The 17,538-nt window shown below is 44.7% G+C and carries 16 protein-coding genes; 11 read left to right on the top strand and 5 right to left on the bottom strand.

Translation table 11 applies throughout. The features are described 5' to 3' along the window. Positions 1 to 142: 142 nt before the first annotated feature. Positions 143 to 625: a TIGR02444 family protein gene (locus Q4486_RS12025; protein WP_303519584.1), complete on the bottom strand. Its 483-nt coding sequence runs from the start codon at positions 623 to 625 to the stop codon at positions 143 to 145. Between the two features lie 22 nt (positions 626 to 647). Here Q4486_RS12025 and Q4486_RS12020 point away from each other — a divergent pair, with 22 nt between their 5' ends. Next, positions 648 to 2,588, top strand: coding sequence for an ATP-binding cassette domain-containing protein (locus Q4486_RS12020; protein ID WP_303519625.1), 1,941 nt, complete (start codon positions 648 to 650; stop codon positions 2,586 to 2,588). A gap of 54 nt (positions 2,589 to 2,642) precedes the next feature. Here Q4486_RS12020 and Q4486_RS12015 read toward each other — a convergent pair whose 3' ends face one another. Further along, the gene (locus tag Q4486_RS12015; protein WP_303418201.1) at positions 2,643 to 3,950 is read right to left on the bottom strand and encodes an HDOD domain-containing protein; all 1,308 of its coding nucleotides are present in this window, start codon (positions 3,948 to 3,950) and stop codon (positions 2,643 to 2,645) included. A 122-nt stretch (positions 3,951 to 4,072) separates the two neighbouring features. On the opposite strand from Q4486_RS12015, the gene ggt reads away from it, so the two are divergent. Continuing rightward, complete coding sequence (ggt, locus tag Q4486_RS12010; RefSeq protein WP_303519583.1) at positions 4,073 to 5,824, top strand: gamma-glutamyltransferase; 1,752 nt, start codon at positions 4,073 to 4,075, stop codon at positions 5,822 to 5,824. 12 nt (positions 5,825 to 5,836) lie between these two features. Here the strand turns inward: ggt and Q4486_RS12005 are convergent, their stop codons facing one another. From Q4486_RS12005 to gmk, 3 genes are all read right to left on the bottom strand, one after another. After that, entirely contained in the window at positions 5,837 to 7,972 is a 2,136-nt protein-coding gene (locus Q4486_RS12005) for a bifunctional (p)ppGpp synthetase/guanosine-3',5'-bis(diphosphate) 3'-pyrophosphohydrolase (RefSeq protein WP_303418205.1), read from the bottom strand. Between the two features lie 125 nt (positions 7,973 to 8,097). Then, a complete protein-coding gene (gene rpoZ, locus Q4486_RS12000) occupies positions 8,098 to 8,310 on the bottom strand; it encodes a DNA-directed RNA polymerase subunit omega (RefSeq protein ID WP_303418208.1) in 213 nt (70 codons plus the stop codon). Positions 8,311 to 8,372: 62 nt separating this feature from the next. Beyond that, a complete protein-coding gene (gene gmk / locus Q4486_RS11995; RefSeq protein WP_303418210.1) occupies positions 8,373 to 8,987 on the bottom strand; it encodes a guanylate kinase in 615 nt (204 codons plus the stop codon). A gap of 252 nt (positions 8,988 to 9,239) precedes the next feature. Here gmk and Q4486_RS11990 point away from each other — a divergent pair, with 252 nt between their 5' ends. The 9 genes from Q4486_RS11990 to Q4486_RS11950 all read left to right on the top strand — a co-directional run bounded on the left by Q4486_RS11990 (position 9,240) and on the right by Q4486_RS11950 (position 17,481). Next, complete coding sequence (locus Q4486_RS11990; protein ID WP_303519582.1) at positions 9,240 to 10,625, top strand: peptidoglycan DD-metalloendopeptidase family protein; 1,386 nt, start codon at positions 9,240 to 9,242, stop codon at positions 10,623 to 10,625. A gap of 239 nt (positions 10,626 to 10,864) precedes the next feature. Next, complete coding sequence (locus tag Q4486_RS11985) at positions 10,865 to 11,068, top strand: hypothetical protein (protein ID WP_303418213.1); 204 nt, start codon at positions 10,865 to 10,867, stop codon at positions 11,066 to 11,068. A gap of 117 nt (positions 11,069 to 11,185) precedes the next feature. Beyond that, positions 11,186 to 11,974, top strand: a complete 789-nt coding sequence (locus Q4486_RS11980; RefSeq protein WP_067863122.1) for a putative hydro-lyase — start codon at positions 11,186 to 11,188, stop codon at positions 11,972 to 11,974. A 13-nt stretch (positions 11,975 to 11,987) separates the two neighbouring features. Next, on the top strand, positions 11,988 to 12,722 hold the full coding sequence (locus tag Q4486_RS11975) for a 5-oxoprolinase subunit PxpA (protein WP_303418216.1): 735 nt from the start codon (positions 11,988 to 11,990) through the stop codon (positions 12,720 to 12,722). Further along, on the top strand, positions 12,719 to 13,396 hold the full coding sequence (gene pxpB, locus Q4486_RS11970) for a 5-oxoprolinase subunit PxpB (protein WP_303519581.1): 678 nt from the start codon (positions 12,719 to 12,721) through the stop codon (positions 13,394 to 13,396). The genes Q4486_RS11975 and pxpB overlap by 4 nt, the downstream gene beginning before the upstream one ends. Then, positions 13,393 to 14,334, top strand: coding sequence for a biotin-dependent carboxyltransferase family protein (locus tag Q4486_RS11965; protein ID WP_303519579.1), 942 nt, complete (start codon positions 13,393 to 13,395; stop codon positions 14,332 to 14,334). Before pxpB ends, Q4486_RS11965 begins: the two co-directional genes overlap by 4 nt. Positions 14,335 to 14,401: 67 nt before the next feature. Then, positions 14,402 to 15,253, top strand: a complete 852-nt coding sequence (locus Q4486_RS11960; protein ID WP_303418221.1) for a DUF4392 domain-containing protein — start codon at positions 14,402 to 14,404, stop codon at positions 15,251 to 15,253. 121 nt (positions 15,254 to 15,374) lie between these two features. After that, positions 15,375 to 16,256, top strand: coding sequence for a LysR family transcriptional regulator (locus Q4486_RS11955; protein WP_303418223.1), 882 nt, complete (start codon positions 15,375 to 15,377; stop codon positions 16,254 to 16,256). 361 nt (positions 16,257 to 16,617) lie between these two features. Beyond that, entirely contained in the window at positions 16,618 to 17,481 is an 864-nt protein-coding gene (locus tag Q4486_RS11950) for an aminotransferase class IV (protein WP_303519577.1), read from the top strand. The last annotated feature ends 57 nt before the right edge of the window (positions 17,482 to 17,538 follow it).

Here is a 17,538-nt window from a genome sequence, read left to right as displayed (position 1 = left end):
GTCCGTATTTATAGGCGACTTCCTAATAATCAAAACCATTCAAGGGCCAATGCAAACGTATTTCCAGTCCACTTCTGTGATGCTTAGTCCACGATTAAACCGCAAAGTTCACTCGCAAACCACCCCAAACAGCCCCATTTATTCATAAGTAGTGATTTAGTGCTGATAAAATAGGTCCAATTGCTAATTCAAGTTCAGGACTCACTTCAACATTTGCTGTTGCTATATAAGACTCAAGATTATTTCGGACTAAAGAGCGCGAGCCTTTAGACTGCATATAGACTCTCTTTTGCTGATATAACATAGCGAATTCAACCTGCTCACAGGCAAGTTCAGCTTGTTTCAATTTATCATAACATTCAGCTAATGCTCCACAATCTGCCTTCCGCTCTCGCACACGAAAGCGGATATCCCTCAATGCACCTGCGACCTCAAATTGCCACTGATCAGCATCATCACTTACACCAACCTCCGTTTTTTCACCTTGGCAGCCACACCAAACGGCATAAATAACCCGATTAATGCTCAAGCCAAATTGATCTTGTAGTAACAAACAAGCCGATTCAATACCGGGCTGTTGATAAAAATTGAGCGCAAAGTCCCATAGATCGTTTTTCAATTGCATCTGTATGTTAAAATCCGCCGCCATGATTCAATTACAAAAAGTAAGCTTACAACGCGGCCATAACATTTTGCTAGAGCAGGCCGATTTAACACTACATCCTGGCTGGAAAGTAGGGCTTGTGGGTGCCAATGGTGCAGGTAAAACCTCGCTATTCAAACTGATTCTAGGGGAACTCCACTGCGATAGTGGTGATTTAGAGCTACCAGGGGGATTACGTATGTCCCATATGGCTCAAGAAGTCCCTACATCCAATAGGTCAGCGCTTGAGTATGTGTTAGACGGTGATATTGAACTGCGTAAAGTCCAAAACCAATTAGCCCTCGCGGAACAAGAGCATCAACATGCCCGTATTGGCGAGTTACATGCAGAGCTAGACAATCTTGATGGTTATACAGCTGAATCTCGCGCAGCACAGCTACTGTCTGGACTTGGCTTTAGCCATACCGATATTACCCGCGGCGTAAAAGAGTTCTCAGGGGGTTGGAGAATCCGTTTAAATCTAGCTCAGGCTCTGATGTGTCCCTCCGACCTTTTGCTGCTAGATGAACCCACCAACCATTTAGACCTAGATGCCACAATCTGGCTAGAACAGTGGCTTCGACAGTACCCTGGGATGCTTATTCTTATCTCCCATGACCGCGACTTTCTGGATAATGTTGTCACTCATATTACCCATGTAGAACAGAAGAAGTTGCTGCTATATAAAGGCGGATACTCAGCGTTTGAACGCCAACGAGCAGAGCGCTTAGCCCAACAACAAGCGGCCTTCGTTAAACAGCAGCAGCGCATTAGCGAAGTAGAAGATTTTGTCCGCCGTTTTCGTGCAAAAGCGACAAAAGCAAAACAAGCACAAAGCCGTATAAAAGAGCTAGAGCGCATGGAGAAGATTGCACCTGCGCACATTGATAGTCCTTTCAGTTTTCAGTTTTGCTCTTCTGATAAGATGTCCTCACCCTTGCTCACATTATCCGATGCTGAATGTGGATATGATGGAAAAACCGTACTCAACAAAAGTTCGCTTTCTCTAACACCGGGAACACGTATTGGCCTGCTTGGCCCTAATGGCGCGGGCAAATCCACCTTAGTTAAAACCTTGGTTGGTGACTTAGCGCTCTGCAATGGGGAACGTCAGGAGAGTGATAATTTACAAATAGGCTATTTTGCCCAACATCAGCTTGAAGCTTTAGATATGGCGGCATCCCCTCTACTCCATATCAAACGGATAACGCCCAATGCTTCAGAACAAGAGATCCGTAACTTTTTGGGCTCCTTTGGTTTTATAGGCGACCGAGCATTGGAGCCTGTACAGAATTTCTCCGGCGGTGAAAAAGCACGGGTTGCCCTCTCTATGATCGCGTGGCAAAAGCCTAATCTATTATTAATGGATGAGCCTACCAACCATCTCGATCTTGAAGTTCGCCACGCGCTCACACTCGCCCTGCAATCATTTGAAGGGGTACTCATTTTAGTCTCCCATGATCGCCACCTACTTCGTAATACTGTTGACGAGTTCTTATTGGTCGCTAATGGACAAGTATCAGAATTTAAAGGTGATTTAGATGATTATCAAAACTGGCTATTAGAACAGAAACGCCAAGAACAAAAAGCTGAAGCCGATGCCTTCTCTAGCGCAAAAACGGACGAGAAAAAATCTCTCTCAGCAACTGAACGAAAAGAGCAAAAACGCTTAGCCGCGGAACGTAGAAATCAGCTGCGACCTATCAAGAAACGAATTGAAAAACTCGACGCTGATATGGAGAAACAACACGAACAGTTAACAGCAATAGAAGCGGCGCTCAGTGAAAGCTCAATCTACGAAGCGGTAAATAAAGACAAACTGAAAGAGTTGCTGCAGCAACAAGCCAGTTTAAAACAACAAGCAGAAATAACAGAACTTGAGTGGATAGAACAACAAGAAGCGCTGGAAAGTTTAGAAGAAGAGCTCAGCGAATTGGAAAAATAACACTCACAGCCACGGGCATCGTTTATGCGATACCCAGGCTGTAGTCCAGCAAGCCTAATCACCCAAGATTTCAGTTAACTCTTTGATATTATTTTCATTACTCATTAGTTCCTGCAGCGTCTCAGCCACTTCCTCTTCATTTAAACCCAGCTCTTGGTACAACTCATCAGGTATCTTACTTACAGGCCCATCACTCAGTCCCTGCTGTCGAAGTAAACGATTGGAGAGATAAAGCAGTTTAGCGTATTGCTCATGCTCCCCTTTGTACTCTAGATTATTTTGCTGCCTAATCGCGACAGTTACAGGCTCGGGAAGATCCCAACTCGCCAACAACCAGCTGCCAATTTGCTCTCGAGTAACACTCAAAATCTGCTGCTCTATCGCATCTAAAGCAAAGTGCGGATTAGCCTCAATATAACGGGAAAGCAATGAAAAGTGAGGGGGAAAAAGGTGAGCCAACACTAGATAGCCAAAATTATGCAATAACGCAGAAAGATAAACTAAACCCGGTAGTGGGCGACTATCATTCGCCGTCATCAATCGACAAAGCTTTTCCGCAAGGCTGGCATTATAGACCGCTTGCATCCAGTAAGGTGTTGCACCACGAGGCAGATCATCAGGGAGTTTAAGCATCTGCCCCATCGCCGTACCTAGAGCCATATTAATCACAAGATCAAAGCCCAGCACACGAATAACCGCATCATCAATAGAGTGCACATCGCCCGGCGCAGCATAATAAGGTGATGCAGCCCAACTCATAACCTGAGCCGATAAGCTTGGATCCAGCTTAACCACCGGTACAAGCTCTTTCACACCCGCTTCTGGATCTGAGCGTAACATAATGATTTTTTTAACGGTTGGCGGTAGAGATGGCAAACCTAAAGTATCTTCAAGGCGCTGCTGAATACGTAGAACAGTAAAACGCTCCACAGCCTTAGAGATCACAGCGGTATCATTACCTTCCGGCTGAATCTCTGTAATCTGATCCAACGTCAGTCCCAACTCTAAACGCTGACCCATTTCCAACTGCTCAGCGATAGCAATAAAACTTAATCCAGAATGGGGTTCAATTAGCTCCAGTTGCTCATGCTGCAAGCATTCTGAGGCGATAAATAACTTCAATGAAAGCAGTTTGGCTTGCCCATCAGGGAAATTCAATGCATCTTGGCTAAAGTATCGGCTCGCATCTTCACCTTTAACCGGCTGGAGTTGGCGCCCGGTTTTTTTCCAAATCGCAACAAGGTTAAGTAGCGAATTAGCAGGTAATATAGCTAACGCTTTCCCTTCAGCATCATGCAATAACACTAATCGGAACTGCGGTAGTTCACCGCGATTTTCCAGAACGCATACACCTACTGACAATTTCCTTTCTCCAAATGCTAGTCTTGGCTTAATGTTAAGGGTAGATTATTAGTAACACTTTTAGAAAGCAAAACTCTTGATCAATTATTCACTTATTAAGTGCGATTTTTACCATTTTAACTATGAACTTACCGCATATACATCGGATTGTACTATTTTTTCTTCTATTTCCACTTTCAATCGCTTATGCAGTTGAGGAAGACCTAGCACCTGAAAATAGCACAGGACTTCAAAAAAGCATTATTTCAAGTGAATATAATTCCCTTGTTGTCACAGCTAATCCCCTCGCAACAAAAGCGGGTTTACATATACTCCAACAGGGTGGTACTGCGGCAGATGCAGCCGTTGCCATTCAGGCAATGCTCACCTTGGTTGAGCCGCAATCCTCAGGCATTGGAGGGGGAGCCTTTCTATTATATTGGGATCAAACAACCGAAAAGCTAATCGCATTAGATGGCAGGGAAACCGCCCCTCTCGCGGCTGATTCACAACTATTCTATCGTAACAAGCAACCTATGCGCTGGGTTGATGCCCTTGTAGGTGGGCGCTCTGTTGGTACACCTGGTGTACTGAAAATGCTGGAGTTAACACAATCTAAGTATGGTAAGCGGCCATGGAAAACCTTGTTCAATGATGCGATTCATCGATCAAAAGAAGGCTTTAAAATAAGCCCTCGCCTGCACAAACTAATCGCCAGCGGTATAAACCCAGGCTTAAATAGATACCCTGAAGCACGAGAGTATTTTTATTTAAAAGATGGCTCGCCATTACCTACCGGCTTTGTTCGTAAAAACCCAGCGCTGGCCGATAGCCTTGAATTGATTGCCCAGCAAGGGAGCTCAGTCTTTTATCAAGGCACTATAGGCACCAAAATCGTCAGTCAGGTTCAAAACGCAACAGATAATCCCGGCTTACTCAGTACCGCTGACCTAAAGCAGTATCAAGCGATTGAGCGCGCCCCCATCTGCTTACCCTACCAAGGGTACAAAGTTTGTGGCTTTCCGCCCCCTACATCCGGCGGTGTAACGGTCTTACAGATATTAAAGCTGCTAGAGCATACAAACTACTCAGCACTCGCACCTGACAGTTCAAACGCGAAGCACCTATTTACACAAGCCTCACGTCTCGCCTTTGCTGACCGTGGTCGTTATTTAGCTGATAGTGATTTTGTTGATGTGCCGGTATCCAACCTATTAAATGAAAACTATATTCAGCAACGTGCCCAGTTGATCAATCCAAAAAAAGATACTGGCACCTTAGCACCTGGGCGCCCCCAAGGAGTTAAGACTGCGTGGCAGGATGACCAATCACCAGAGCTTCCCTCCACCAGCCATTTTGTCGTTGTAGATCAATGGGGAAATGCCGCCTCTATGACAAGCAGTATAGAGATGGCGTTTGGCTCTACGCTCATGGCAGGGGGGTTTTTACTCAATAATCAGTTGACCGATTTCTCATTTACTCCTGAAAAACAAGGTCGCCTAATTGCCAATAGGGTTCAACCGGGTAAACGACCACGTAGCTCCATGTCACCTTTTATGGTGTTTGATTCGGAGGGGAAACTATATGCTGCGGTTGGCTCACCCGGCGGGAGCCGTATCATTAGTTATGTTGCAGAAAGCTTATTAATGATGCTGAATACAGAGCTACCTCTGCAGCAAGCAATCAACACACCACACGTAAGTAACCGTAACGGCATTACAGAATTAGAAGCAGGAACTACAGCGGTACAGCTGGAGGAGCCGCTAAGTCAAATGGGACATGAAATTAAAATTCGTGATCTAAACAGTGGATTACACGCATTTCGCCGTACAGATAGCGGGAAATGGGAAAGTGGTGTTGATAATCGAAGGGAGGGGTTAGCCTTGGGCCAGTAACTATAATGCGCGCTATTCCCGCGCAATCCGGTTAACGCTCTTCAAGTTACGCAATTTTTTCATCACACGGGCCAGATGAATACGATCAGTCACAGTTACTTCTATATGCACATTAGCTAGCGGCCCTTCATGATCTCCTATATCAATGGCTACAACATCCGCACCCGCACTTGCAGCGGTTGTTGCGAGTTCAGCAATAATACCTCGATGAGACTCAACCTCAGTCTTCAAGTTAACGCTAAACTCTTCCTCTAGCTTATCGGACCATTCAAGGTAGATACATTTTTCTGGATCATCACGTAGATAGCCAATATTCCGGCAATCTGTTTGATGAATCACTAACCCTCGACCTGTACTAATATGGCCGATGATTTTATCGCCAGGAATCGGCAAACAACATTTCGCATATTGCAGCACCATACCCTCTGTCCCTTTAATGGACATTGGTTTTTGGTTACGTAAGCGCTCACTTCCCGCTTCATCACCGCTCGCAGGCTGCTCAGGACGCAGACGTCGCGCTACCACATACGCCATACGGTTACCTAAACCAATATCTTCGAGCAGATCATCTAGATTCGCAAGCTCAGCTTCATGCAGCAGGTCACGCAATTTAAACGGATCTATATCGTTAACCGAAGTGCCATAATTAGCTAAGAATTGATTTAATAAGCGTTGCCCAAGCTCGACTGATTCATGTCGCTGCTGGTTTTTCAGATAGTGTCGAATCGCTGTGCGCGCTTTGCCAGTTACAACAAAGTTTAACCATGCCATATTCGGCTGTGCGCTAGGCGTCGTAATCACCTCGACCGTTTGACCATTCTCCAAAGGTTGGGACAAAGGAGCCAAACGACGATTAATACGACAAGAGACACAGGAGTTACCTACATCGGTATGTACCGCGTAAGCAAAATCAACAGCCGTAGCACCACTCGGTAACTCCATTATCTTACCTAAAGGCGTAAAGATATAAACCTCATCGGGAAAGAGATCAGTCTTAACACTATCGATAAACTCCATAGAGTTGCCCGCACTTTGGTGCATCTCCAATAAACCTTTAACCCACTTGCGAGCACGTTTATAGGAACCTAAAGCGCTTTCTGAAGCATCACTGCCATCATCATTTTTATAATGGCTATGTTCAGCGATCCCTTGGCTCGCGACCACGTCCATCTCATGGGTGCGGATCTGCACTTCGATCGTAATATCTCGCGCACCAAACAGGTCTGTATGCAAAGACTGGTAGCCGTTTGCTTTAGGAATCGCTATATAATCTTTAAAACGTCCGTGTACAGGCTTATATAAGTTATGCACTGCACCTAAAGCTCGATAGCAATCATCAACGCTCTCCGTGACAATACGAAAAGCAAACACATCCATTATTTCTGAAAAAGATTTACGCTGCGCTTTCATCTTAGAATAGATGCTATAAAGGTGCTTCTCTCGTCCTGTGACGGTGCCGCTTAAGCCTTCTTTCTCTAACCGTTTTTCAATCGTTTCCTGAATGGAACTAATAATATCTTTACGCTGCCCTCGCGCCTGAACAACAGCACGACGTATATATTTAGCACGCATTGGATAATGGGACTGGAACGCCAAATCCTCTAGCTCGACCTGAACATCACGCATACCTAAACGGGCAGCAATCGGTGCATAAATATCTAAAGTTTCACGGGCAATACGGCGCTGTTTATGGGGTGGCATTGCCCCCAAGGTACGCATATTGTGGAGACGGTCGGCTAACTTAACCAAAATAACACGAATATCTTCCGCCATGGCCAAGACCATCTTTTGGAAGTTACTCGCTTGCGCTTCGGCTTTAGTTTCAAATTCAAGGTGGGTTAGCTTAGAGACGCCATCAACAATATCAGCCACTGATTTACCAAACTGTGACTCGATACCTTCATAGCTGATATCTGTATCTTCAATAACATCATGCAACATCGCCGCCATCAAACTCTGATGGTCCATGCGCAGCTCTGCCAAGACATTAGCAGCAGCCAATGGGTGGGTTACATATGGTTCACCACTTTTACGTTTTTGGCCATCGTGCGCCTGTTCTGCGTAAAAATAGGAACGACGCACCTGTTGGATCTGCATTGGATCCAAATAATCGCTTAAGCGTTGTGATAGTGCGTCTATTGTTTGCATTGCCTCTCCAAACTACCTGCGTTCATACAGAAATAATGCCGTAATAACGCCACTAGGAAAAGTCTTTAATAACGAAAACGCCCTGATAAATCAGGGCGTTTGAAAAGAATGTCAGAACCGAGCGATTAATCGCGTTCGATTTCATCCAAAATAGAGCGACCGATATGACCTTCAGCGATTTCGCGCAGCGCCACAACAGTAGGCTTATCATTTTCCCAATCGATTTTAGCTTCTTTACCGCCAGTAGCCAGCTGACGTGCGCGCTTAGCAGCAACCATTACTAACTGGAAACGGTTGTCTACATTTTCCAGGCAATCTTCAACTGTAACTCGTGCCATCGGTAAAACCTCGAAAATTTTGAGTGTATTGAAAGACCGCGTAGTGTACCGCTAGATCTATATTATGACAAGAGACTTACAAGCAAATCGTGGCAATGATCTTTCTGTCGTTCGATTTTCATACGTTGAGATAAAAAGATGCCGTGTAACTCTTTCAAAGCGGTCTCAAAGTCATCATTGATAACTAAATAATCATATTCAGGATAATGGCTCATTTCACTTGCCGCTTCAGACATACGTAAGCCAATAACCTCCTCACTATCCGTACCACGTCCTTTCAAACGCTGCTCTAAAACTTCACGCGAAGGCGGTAGAATAAAAATTGATAAGCAATCAGGCATCAAACGTCGAATCTGTTGTGCTCCCTGCCAATCGATTTCTAAAATAACATCCTTGCCTTGCGCTAACTGAGTCTCAACCCAGCGCTGAGATGTACCATATTTGTTAGTAAATACTTCAGCAAACTCAAGAAAATCAGCATCCTCAATCATCTGATTGAATTGCGTCATAGAAACAAAATTATAATCAACGCCATCGACCTCACCAGGTCGCATATCCCGCGTGGTATGAGAAACCGATACAACAATCTCACTATCTTGTTCCAACATCGCTTTTACTAAACTAGTTTTGCCCGCACCAGAAGGGGCAGAAACAACATACAAGGTGCCTTTAGCCATTAGATCATCTACCCTAATCAATCAGATATTATTGAATATTAGCCATTACCGACATATCTATTCATGCAAATTAGCAAGATAAACTACCCTATTATTTCGCTTAAATAGATCTAAAAAATTACATTAATTATTATTTTATCACTAAAAGAGTGACCACGCGCAGAGTTACAGTGAGCAAATACGGGCCTTTCAGCCATTAATCATATATGATTAAAATAATATAATTCTAATTTTTAGTATGATGGTAAATTAATGCGCTGGATCTCATCCTCAGCAAATTTTGTTACAGCACTGCCTAAGATCCACCGTAAAGCGCTGGCATTTTTAGCTGTACTGTTACTAATAGCACTCCTTCTTCCCTCTTCGAATAGCTCGGTTAGCACCCCGTTATCACTAGATCATCTGATAGATACTGATGCGCCTCTATTCGAAACACCCACACTAAGTATCCGCCAATTAAAAGCACCTTGGGCTTTTGACTCAGTGCCCGAAAACGAAACCTTATTGGTGCCTGCGGCCGGTCTGCGTAATAGCTATCAGTATATTGTGCGAAAAGGCGATACCTTAAGTAGTATTTTTGAGCGCCTACAGCTGCCGCAAAAAACCATGTATCAGCTTTTAGAGGCCGACCTTAACGTCTTAGCCTTAGATAATTTAAAACCTGGCCATACCTTAGTCTTTGAAAAGCAGGACCAGCTGCTACAACGTTTAGAATTACAATTTAGCCTTGCTCACAAAGTAGTCTATCAACGTAAAGAAGGCGACGGCTTTGAATTTAATGAAGTCCAGCTTGAAGGCGATTGGAAACAGCAACTGATAAGCGGCGAAATTCTTTATAGCTTCACGGGCTCAGGCAAACAAGCGGGTCTAAGCCAATGGGAAGCGCAAACCATCACCGAGCTACTCAAACAGCGTGTTGATTTCCGCCGCGACATCCAGCGCGGAGATAAATTTGAAGTACTACTCTCACGCCAATATGTAGACAATGAAGCGACGGGCGATAATAAAATTGAGGCGATTCGTATTAAAAATCGTCGCCATGAGATCAATGCCTTCCTGTTTGAAGATAACTACTACGATGAGAAAGGACGTAACCTTGAGAAAGCATTCCAACGTTACCCATTCAATGGAAAATACCGCCTTTCCTCTAGTTTCAACCCCAAACGACGCCACCCGATTACAGGCTTAATTAGACCTCATAATGGTACTGATTTCGCGATGGGCGTAGGCTCTCCCGTTGTAAGTATTGGCGATGGTATCGTATCTCGCGTAGTTCGCCATAAATACGCTGGACTCTATATTGAGATCCAACATGGGCAAAGTTATAAAACACGCTACTTACATTTAAGTAAATCTTATGTAGTGAAAGGGCAAAGAGTTAAACGTGGAGAACGCATTGCGAAATCAGGTAACACCGGCCGTTCAACAGGCGCGCACCTACACTTTGAACTACATGTAAATGGCCGCCCAGTTAATGCGATGACCGCAAAAATACCTATTGCAGTTTCACTTCAAGGTAAGAAAAAAGAGGCCTTCCAGCGCCAGCTAAAAGATTATTTAGCAAGAATAGAAACCGCGCAAAATCAGCAGGTAGCCCAAGCTAAGCAAAACGCTCAAAAAACAGAATCAACCCTGTAATAAAGACCGTTGAACACAGCCGAACACAGATAGATCGCCCAAAAATCATAAAAGCGCTCTATCCTGTGTTCACGGCAACAATCCCTCAATTTAGTACATCCCCTTATTCGCTCTAATAACAAATGCCACTTGATAAATTTTTTCTATCACAGCTAGGATCAATTATTGATTAGACGCTTACTCTCCTTTCAGCCATGATGACTATTAAGTCTGCGTTAAAAGGAAAAGGCCTAAGCAAAATGAGTGATAAGAAAAATAGCACAATACCACTGGATCAGTTTCTGGATATCCGCCATGTTGATGAAATAATGAAAGCGGATGAAAACAGTTGGTGGGTACAGCGCCGCTCTATAGGCGTAAACGGCAAGCTCAGCAGCCAATCACGTATTGTATTTTTTGCTCATACCCAAGCCGCCGCCGAACAATGGATAAGAACGCAATAAGAATCTATCCTTAATCTCGCACTACCGATCCGCTTAATAAGGGGTTCATCGCTGCAAACTTCCGCGGATAGATAACTGAAAACTATAGATTCCAGCTCACCATATATAGGGTTAGATATGACATCAGATAAAACGCCTTTACAGATTCGCCAGATGATTCGTCACGGTGAACATAATGCAAATACCTCTGGTCTAGCTCAAGGTTTCGTACAGGGTAACTTGGCCATTATGCCGCAAGACTGGGCTAATGATTTTTTAAGATTTTGCCAACTAAATCCTAAACCTTGTCCTATTGTTGGCATGTCTAACAAGCCCGGTGACTTTATGCTGCCAGATCTAGGTGAAGATTTAGATATTCGCCGCGATGTACCTAAATATCGTATCTATGAAAATGGCCAACTCACACAAGAACTTAATGATGTATCAGAGGTTTGGCGCGATGATCTTGTTACTTTTGTGCTAGGTTGCTCCTTTTCTTTTGAGGAAGCGCTGATAGCCGACGGGCTAGAGATCAGAAACATTACAGAAGGCGTCAATGTGCCTATGTATCGAACCAATATTGAATGCCGACCTGCGGGACGCTTCAGTGGATCAACCGTCGTTAGCATGCGCCCAATGAAAGCTGCCGATGCGATTCGCGCAGTCCAAATTTGTACCCGTTTCCCCTCTGTTCACGGTGCGCCACTCCATTTAGGTGATCCATCTCAGATTGGTATCACTGATATCAACCAACCAGATTTTGGCGATGCTGTCACAATTAAAGAGGACGAACTGCCTGTTTTCTGGGCCTGCGGAGTGACACCTCAGGTCGCTATAGAGCAAGCAAAACCGCCCTTCTGTATTACACACAGCCCCGGTCATATGATCATTACTGATCTACCCAATTCTCGTTTAGCTATTCTTTAATAAGGAGCGGTCTATGTCATTACGCTTAAATTGTGATCTGGGTGAAAGCTTTGGCTCTTGGAAGATGGGCTTAGATGAAGCGGTCATGCCTCATATTGATCAAGCAAATATAGCCTGCGGATTTCACGCAGGTGATCCGTTAGTAATGCAAAAAACATTGGAATTAGCTAAACAAAATAAAGTCACTGTTGGGGCTCATCCTGGCTACCCCGATTTAGTCGGTTTTGGTCGTCGCAGTATTAAAGCCAGCAGCGCTGAATTAAAAGCTATGCTGACCTATCAGATATCGGCGATGGATGGGATGGCTAAATCCGTAGGCTTAACCTTGGAATACGTTAAACCCCACGGTGCAATGTATAACGATATGATGGCTGATAAATCGGTTCGTGAGATTGTTATGCAAACCATTGCAGATTACCACCAGCCGCTGATATTAATGTTACAAAGCACTCCTGAGGCAGAACAGCATCAACAGGAAGCCGATGCTATAGACATCAAACTCTGGTTTGAGATCTTTGCCGACCGCTGTTATGACGACGATGGCAAATTACTCGCACGCAGCCGCGAAGGTGCAGTCCACAATAAAGAAAAAATGCTCGAGCAAGTAAAACAGCTAAAAGAGACAAGTACAGTCACTACTGTCAGCGGAAACCGACTTAAGCTTCGAGCCGATACACTCTGCGTCCACGGTGACAATATGGATGGCATTAATGCGATCCAACAGATCCGCGAGCTAATTAGATCATGAGAATTGAAATTGCTGGTGAAAATGCCCTGATCATCTATTTTGGTGAACAGACAGACCCCGCAACCTCGGCCAAAGTGCAGCAAGCCGTTACCATCTTAGAAAAGGAACTGGCCGAGCAGCTGATTGATATGGTGCCATCCTACGCATCACTCTTAGTGATCTACGATATGCTCAAGTGTGATCATTTAGAAGTGCGTAGCAAATTACGCAAACTCCTTGACCAGCTAGAAGAAAGCAGCGCTATATCTGGAAAAATAGTGACCTTACCGGCGTACTACAGCACAGAATCAGGCCCCGACTTAGAGGCATTAGCAACACGGACTCAACTCAGTATCGAAGAGGTTATAAAGATCCACAGCGATATGGAATACCGAGTTTATGCTATAGGTTTTGCACCAGGATTTGCTTATCTAGGAGAAGTTGATCCACGTATTGCTGCACCACGTCTATCTACACCTCGCCAGAAAGTACCAAAAGGTGCTGTTGCTATCGCCGATCAGCAAACTGCTGTCTACCCGGCGGTGTCACCGGGTGGATGGAATTTAATCGGCCTTTGTCCAACGCCTATGTTTGACCCCAAAGCCGAACCGACAATGCCTGTCCAAGTGGGTGATAGAGTTAAATTTGAACCTATTAACCGTGAACAGTTTATCGCGTTAGGAGGCCAACTATGAGTGGTTTTAAAGTACTTCAGCCCGGCCTCCTTACACTTATTCAAGATGCGGGGCGTTTTGGCCACCACCGTATTGGGCTAACAACCGGCGGCCCTTTAGATGCACAAGCCTTCAAATGGGCTAATCGTCTATTGGGAAATGCATTAAATAGCACCCTACTTGAAGTCAGTATCGGCGGGCTCGTACTAGAATCAGAAGTCGACACCCATTTAGTCGTTACTGGCGCTGAAATGCCGCTGAAGATCAACGGGGTGGAACAAGACCGTTGGCATGCCCATCACATACACCAAGGAGACCGCATCGAGCTTGGCTTTTCTACTCAAGGGGCTAGAGCCTATTTAGCTGTCACTAATGGCTTTAACGTAGAACACAGTTTTTCCAGTAGCTCGACCGTCTCCCGCGAAGGCATTGGCGGGCTGAATGGCGGAAAACTACAGCAGGGTGATTATCTACGCTGCGAACCTGACACTCAAGGTCAAGCATTTCGCTTAGCTGAGCATCATCGCCCAAATTACACCGATAATATAAGCCTACGTGTTATTACTGGCTATCAAGAACAAGCCTTCAGCGATCTTGATAAAAGTATGTTTTTTAGCAGCGAATATGAAGTAACTAATCGGGCAGACCGTATGGGCTATCGCCTTTCAGGCCCGGAAATAAAAGCATCAATGGATGGTATTTTATCGGAAGGGATCTGCCATGGCGCTATTCAAATTCCAGCCGATGGCCAGCCAATAGTACTGCTTAATGATCGCCAGACTATTGGCGGTTACCCCAAAATAGGCTCAATGATCTCCCTTGATACCGCCCGCTTAGCGCAGCAATTACCAGGCTCTACCGTCTCATTTGAAGAGATCAGTATTGATGAAGCCCATAACTTACACTGCCTTGCCCACGTAAAATTTGAACGAACAACACCCGAAAACATAGGCAAGTAGTACGTTAAGAGACGAATACGCGTTCGCAGCCTAGCTGCGGGTCAACATAATTTTGGAAACAAAACCTATGCAGAACAACTCGATCAACGAAGCAGTATTAAGCAAACAAATTGAAGATCTATTAGTTGCGCGTAATCTACGTGGAATGAAAACAATACAGCCAGCACTGGCCAGCGGCTACTATCTGCGTGCCGCTCGCACACTCAACAAATGTAAAGGCCATGTATTGATTGGCACAGGCTTTCCGGTTGTTGATACCTTCGAAACCGATGGTCCTGTAGGAGCGATCGCCCTTTACCAAGCATTAGAAGCCTTAGGTGCTACCCCCGTTATTGTTTGTGGCCCTCCCGTATCCCAAGCACTAATGGACAATTACCGTATACACGAGATCAGTGTCGGTGAGCATCAAGAGCGTACGCTAGAAGCTTTCAAAGCTTTATATAACTACAACCCTGACGCAGTATTATCAATTGAACGTCCGGGACAGGCGGAAGATGGCGAATACTACAATATGCGCGGTGAAAGCATCAGCGATCGCACAGCCTGCTTTGATACCTTCGTCCGTAATGCAAAATGCCCAACAATAGGCATTGGCGATGGCGGTAACGAGATCGGCATGGGCAATATTCAAGAAGCCCTGAAAGAGCTCGATATTATGGCATCCGCCACAAAAGTAGATGAACTGCTTATTGCCGACGTCTCTAACTGGGGCGCATACGGAATTATCACGTTTCTAAGCCTCTGGAACGACAAAGACCTACTTAATGATATTAAACCTATCGAGATTCTGAAATACCTATCAAAACTAGGTAGTGTCGATGGCGTCACCCGTGAAAACGAGCTAACCGAAGATGGTTTACCCGTTTCCGAAGGAGACAGCATTATTGCCGAGCTCCGCAGGTTAATCGGGTATAACTAAAAATCCCCTGCCATCTCGCGCCATTTAATAAAAAACCACTTACACGTGGTTTTTTATTACCCTAGATTGGCTGAACGTACTTCGTTATAGTGGATAGTTTCCCGTTAATGAGATGCGCTCGATGCGTCTAAGAAACCTAAATACTTTTGTTAAAGTCGCAAGACTCGGTAGTTTTCATGCTGCTGCTCAACAACTCCATGCGACTCAGCCCACAATCTCTGCTCGAATCAATTCACTCGAAGATGAATTAGGCGTACAACTTTTTATCCGCGATCAACGGGGCACTCACCTCTCTCCACGCGGTGTACAACTACTTCCTTATGCAGAAAAGATTCTCGCTATCAGCCAAGAGATGAAGGAGCAGGTCAGCGAAGAGAACCCTCAACGAGGTACATTACGGATCGGCATTACCGATACCCTCTCGTACCTGTGGCTATCTGACTTACTTAAGCACTGGCAAAAGCAATATCCACTTATATCGTTTGAGCTTATTAGTGATGTCACTACAACACTAACTAAGCAACTAGAAGAGTATCAGCTCGACTTAGCACTAACCGTCTCCAACCTTACTCCCCACCCAAAACTGGTAAGCGAACCCTTATGCAGTTATCCACAGCACTGGGTTGCCTCACCCAATCACCCAAATATTGATAAAATAACCACTATCGCCGACCTTACTCGCTACTCAATTCTTAGCTTTCCCCGCAATACTCGCCCATGGGAATATATGCAGCAGCTATTTGCACCTTACAAGGACGACCCACTGCTTTTTCATACCTGTAGCTCAGTAATAAATCTATTATCCTTAGCTCAACAAGCTATTGGGGTTGCTCTACTTCCTGAGCCTGTTATCAAAGACTCCTTAGCGCAGGGATCACTTATAAAACTCGACATCGGACAACGCCCCCCCGATTTAGGTTTTAGCTGCCATTGGCGTTTAGATGACGATCGAATTTTGCCTAAACTATTAGCCGACAGCAGTCGTGAAATCATTACCGGCTAACGCCTTAAAAATTGATCATCAACAGCACGCACCTTAATGATCAGCTAAATAAACTGCTATTTAATAAAAAAACAGATAAAAAACCTTTATTTTAAAACCAGAAAAGAATATTTCCTTATTTTTATTGAGGTATTGAAAGAAATAAACTTTTACTAGAAACTTCGCACCCTACTGCTTCAGCCTAAAGATCGGCCCTGCTGTTCTGTCGATACGTAAAAATCAACAGACTCACTAAACACATTCCAGTGATGTGTGACTAAACAAAGCCGACTAATGCTATGCCCTTTTATATACAACGCTATACTTAGTAAACGACTAGAAGCAGAAAACCCATAAGCATATAAGTGGAAGGAACGTTAGTATGAGCATTTCATACCTGAATGGCGAATATCAGCCCCTGTCAGAAGCACGAATTTCTCCTCTCGATCGAGGCTTTTTATTCGGCGACGGCATTTATGAAGTTATCCCATACTATGCTGGGAAATCTGTAGGCTTAATGCCCCACATCGAACGTATGATCAATGGCCTTGCCGCGATTGAGATCAAATGCACAAAAACAGCGGAGGAGTGGAAAACTCTTCTGGATGATCTTGTTGCACGCAACAGCGACTTAGCAACTAATCTAGGCGTCTATGTTCATATCTCACGCGGAACCGACGTAAAGCGTTACCACGCCTACCCAGAAAATGTTGAGCCGACGGTCTTTGCTTTCACATTCCCAATCAAAGACCCTGAGCCTGTAGATCGCGCTAAAGTAACTCAATACAGCATGATCAGCACTGAAGATCTTCGCTGGCAGCGTTGTCACATTAAATCGACTGCGCTGCTAGGTAACGTGATTCATTTCCAAGAAGGCTACTCGTCCGGAAACGATGAAGCCCTACTCTACAACGCCAACGGTGAATTGACAGAAGGCAGCTCATGCAACGCCTTTATCGTAAAAGATGGCGTCGTCATCACACCGATTCAGGACAACCAAATCCTACCGGGTATTACCCGTCGTATTATTTTGGACAGCCTAAGAGCTGACGGCTCGCTAAAAGTAGAAGAGCGTGTTGTGACAATGGACGAAGTGCGCAATGCAGACGAGCTATGGATTACTAGCTCATCTAAAGAGATCGCACCCGTAACTAAACTTGACGGCAAACCGGTAGGCAACGGTGAAGTGGGCGAAGTTTGGGAAAAAGCGTTCCAGATCTATACTGATACGAAATATGATTTCTAAAGAGTAGGCATCATCTATCGTAAAAAAACGCATCCAATGGATGCGTTTTTTTTTGTA

This window comes from Neptuniibacter sp. 2_MG-2023 (genome assembly GCF_030547495.1).
GTDB lineage: Bacteria > Pseudomonadota > Gammaproteobacteria > Pseudomonadales > Balneatricaceae > Neptuniibacter.
Note: the sequence above shows the minus strand (reverse complement) of the source record. Positions and strands in the feature narration are given on the sequence as shown.

Bases quoted from the DNA above. Each gene is read 5' to 3' on its own strand.
- Q4486_RS12025 (WP_303519584.1), bottom strand. From the start codon at position 625: ATGCAATTGAAAAACGATCTATGGGACTTTGCGCTCAATTTTTATCAA.
- Q4486_RS12020 (WP_303519625.1), top strand. From the start codon at position 648: ATGATTCAATTACAAAAAGTAAGCTTACAACGCGGCCATAACATTTTG.
- ggt (WP_303519583.1), top strand. From the start codon at position 4,073: ATGAACTTACCGCATATACATCGGATTGTACTATTTTTTCTTCTATTT.
- Q4486_RS12005 (WP_303418205.1), bottom strand. From the start codon at position 7,972: ATGCAAACAATAGACGCACTATCACAACGCTTAAGCGATTATTTGGAT.
- rpoZ (WP_303418208.1), bottom strand. From the start codon at position 8,310: ATGGCACGAGTTACAGTTGAAGATTGCCTGGAAAATGTAGACAACCGT.
- gmk (WP_303418210.1), bottom strand. From the start codon at position 8,987: ATGGCTAAAGGCACCTTGTATGTTGTTTCTGCCCCTTCTGGTGCGGGC.
- Q4486_RS11990 (WP_303519582.1), top strand. From the start codon at position 9,240: ATGCGCTGGATCTCATCCTCAGCAAATTTTGTTACAGCACTGCCTAAG.
- Q4486_RS11985 (WP_303418213.1), top strand. From the start codon at position 10,865: ATGAGTGATAAGAAAAATAGCACAATACCACTGGATCAGTTTCTGGAT.
- Q4486_RS11980 (WP_067863122.1), top strand. From the start codon at position 11,186: ATGACATCAGATAAAACGCCTTTACAGATTCGCCAGATGATTCGTCAC.
- Q4486_RS11975 (WP_303418216.1), top strand. From the start codon at position 11,988: ATGTCATTACGCTTAAATTGTGATCTGGGTGAAAGCTTTGGCTCTTGG.
- pxpB (WP_303519581.1), top strand. From the start codon at position 12,719: ATGAGAATTGAAATTGCTGGTGAAAATGCCCTGATCATCTATTTTGGT.
- Q4486_RS11965 (WP_303519579.1), top strand. From the start codon at position 13,393: ATGAGTGGTTTTAAAGTACTTCAGCCCGGCCTCCTTACACTTATTCAA.
- Q4486_RS11960 (WP_303418221.1), top strand. From the start codon at position 14,402: ATGCAGAACAACTCGATCAACGAAGCAGTATTAAGCAAACAAATTGAA.
- Q4486_RS11955 (WP_303418223.1), top strand. From the start codon at position 15,375: ATGCGTCTAAGAAACCTAAATACTTTTGTTAAAGTCGCAAGACTCGGT.
- Q4486_RS11950 (WP_303519577.1), top strand. From the start codon at position 16,618: ATGAGCATTTCATACCTGAATGGCGAATATCAGCCCCTGTCAGAAGCA.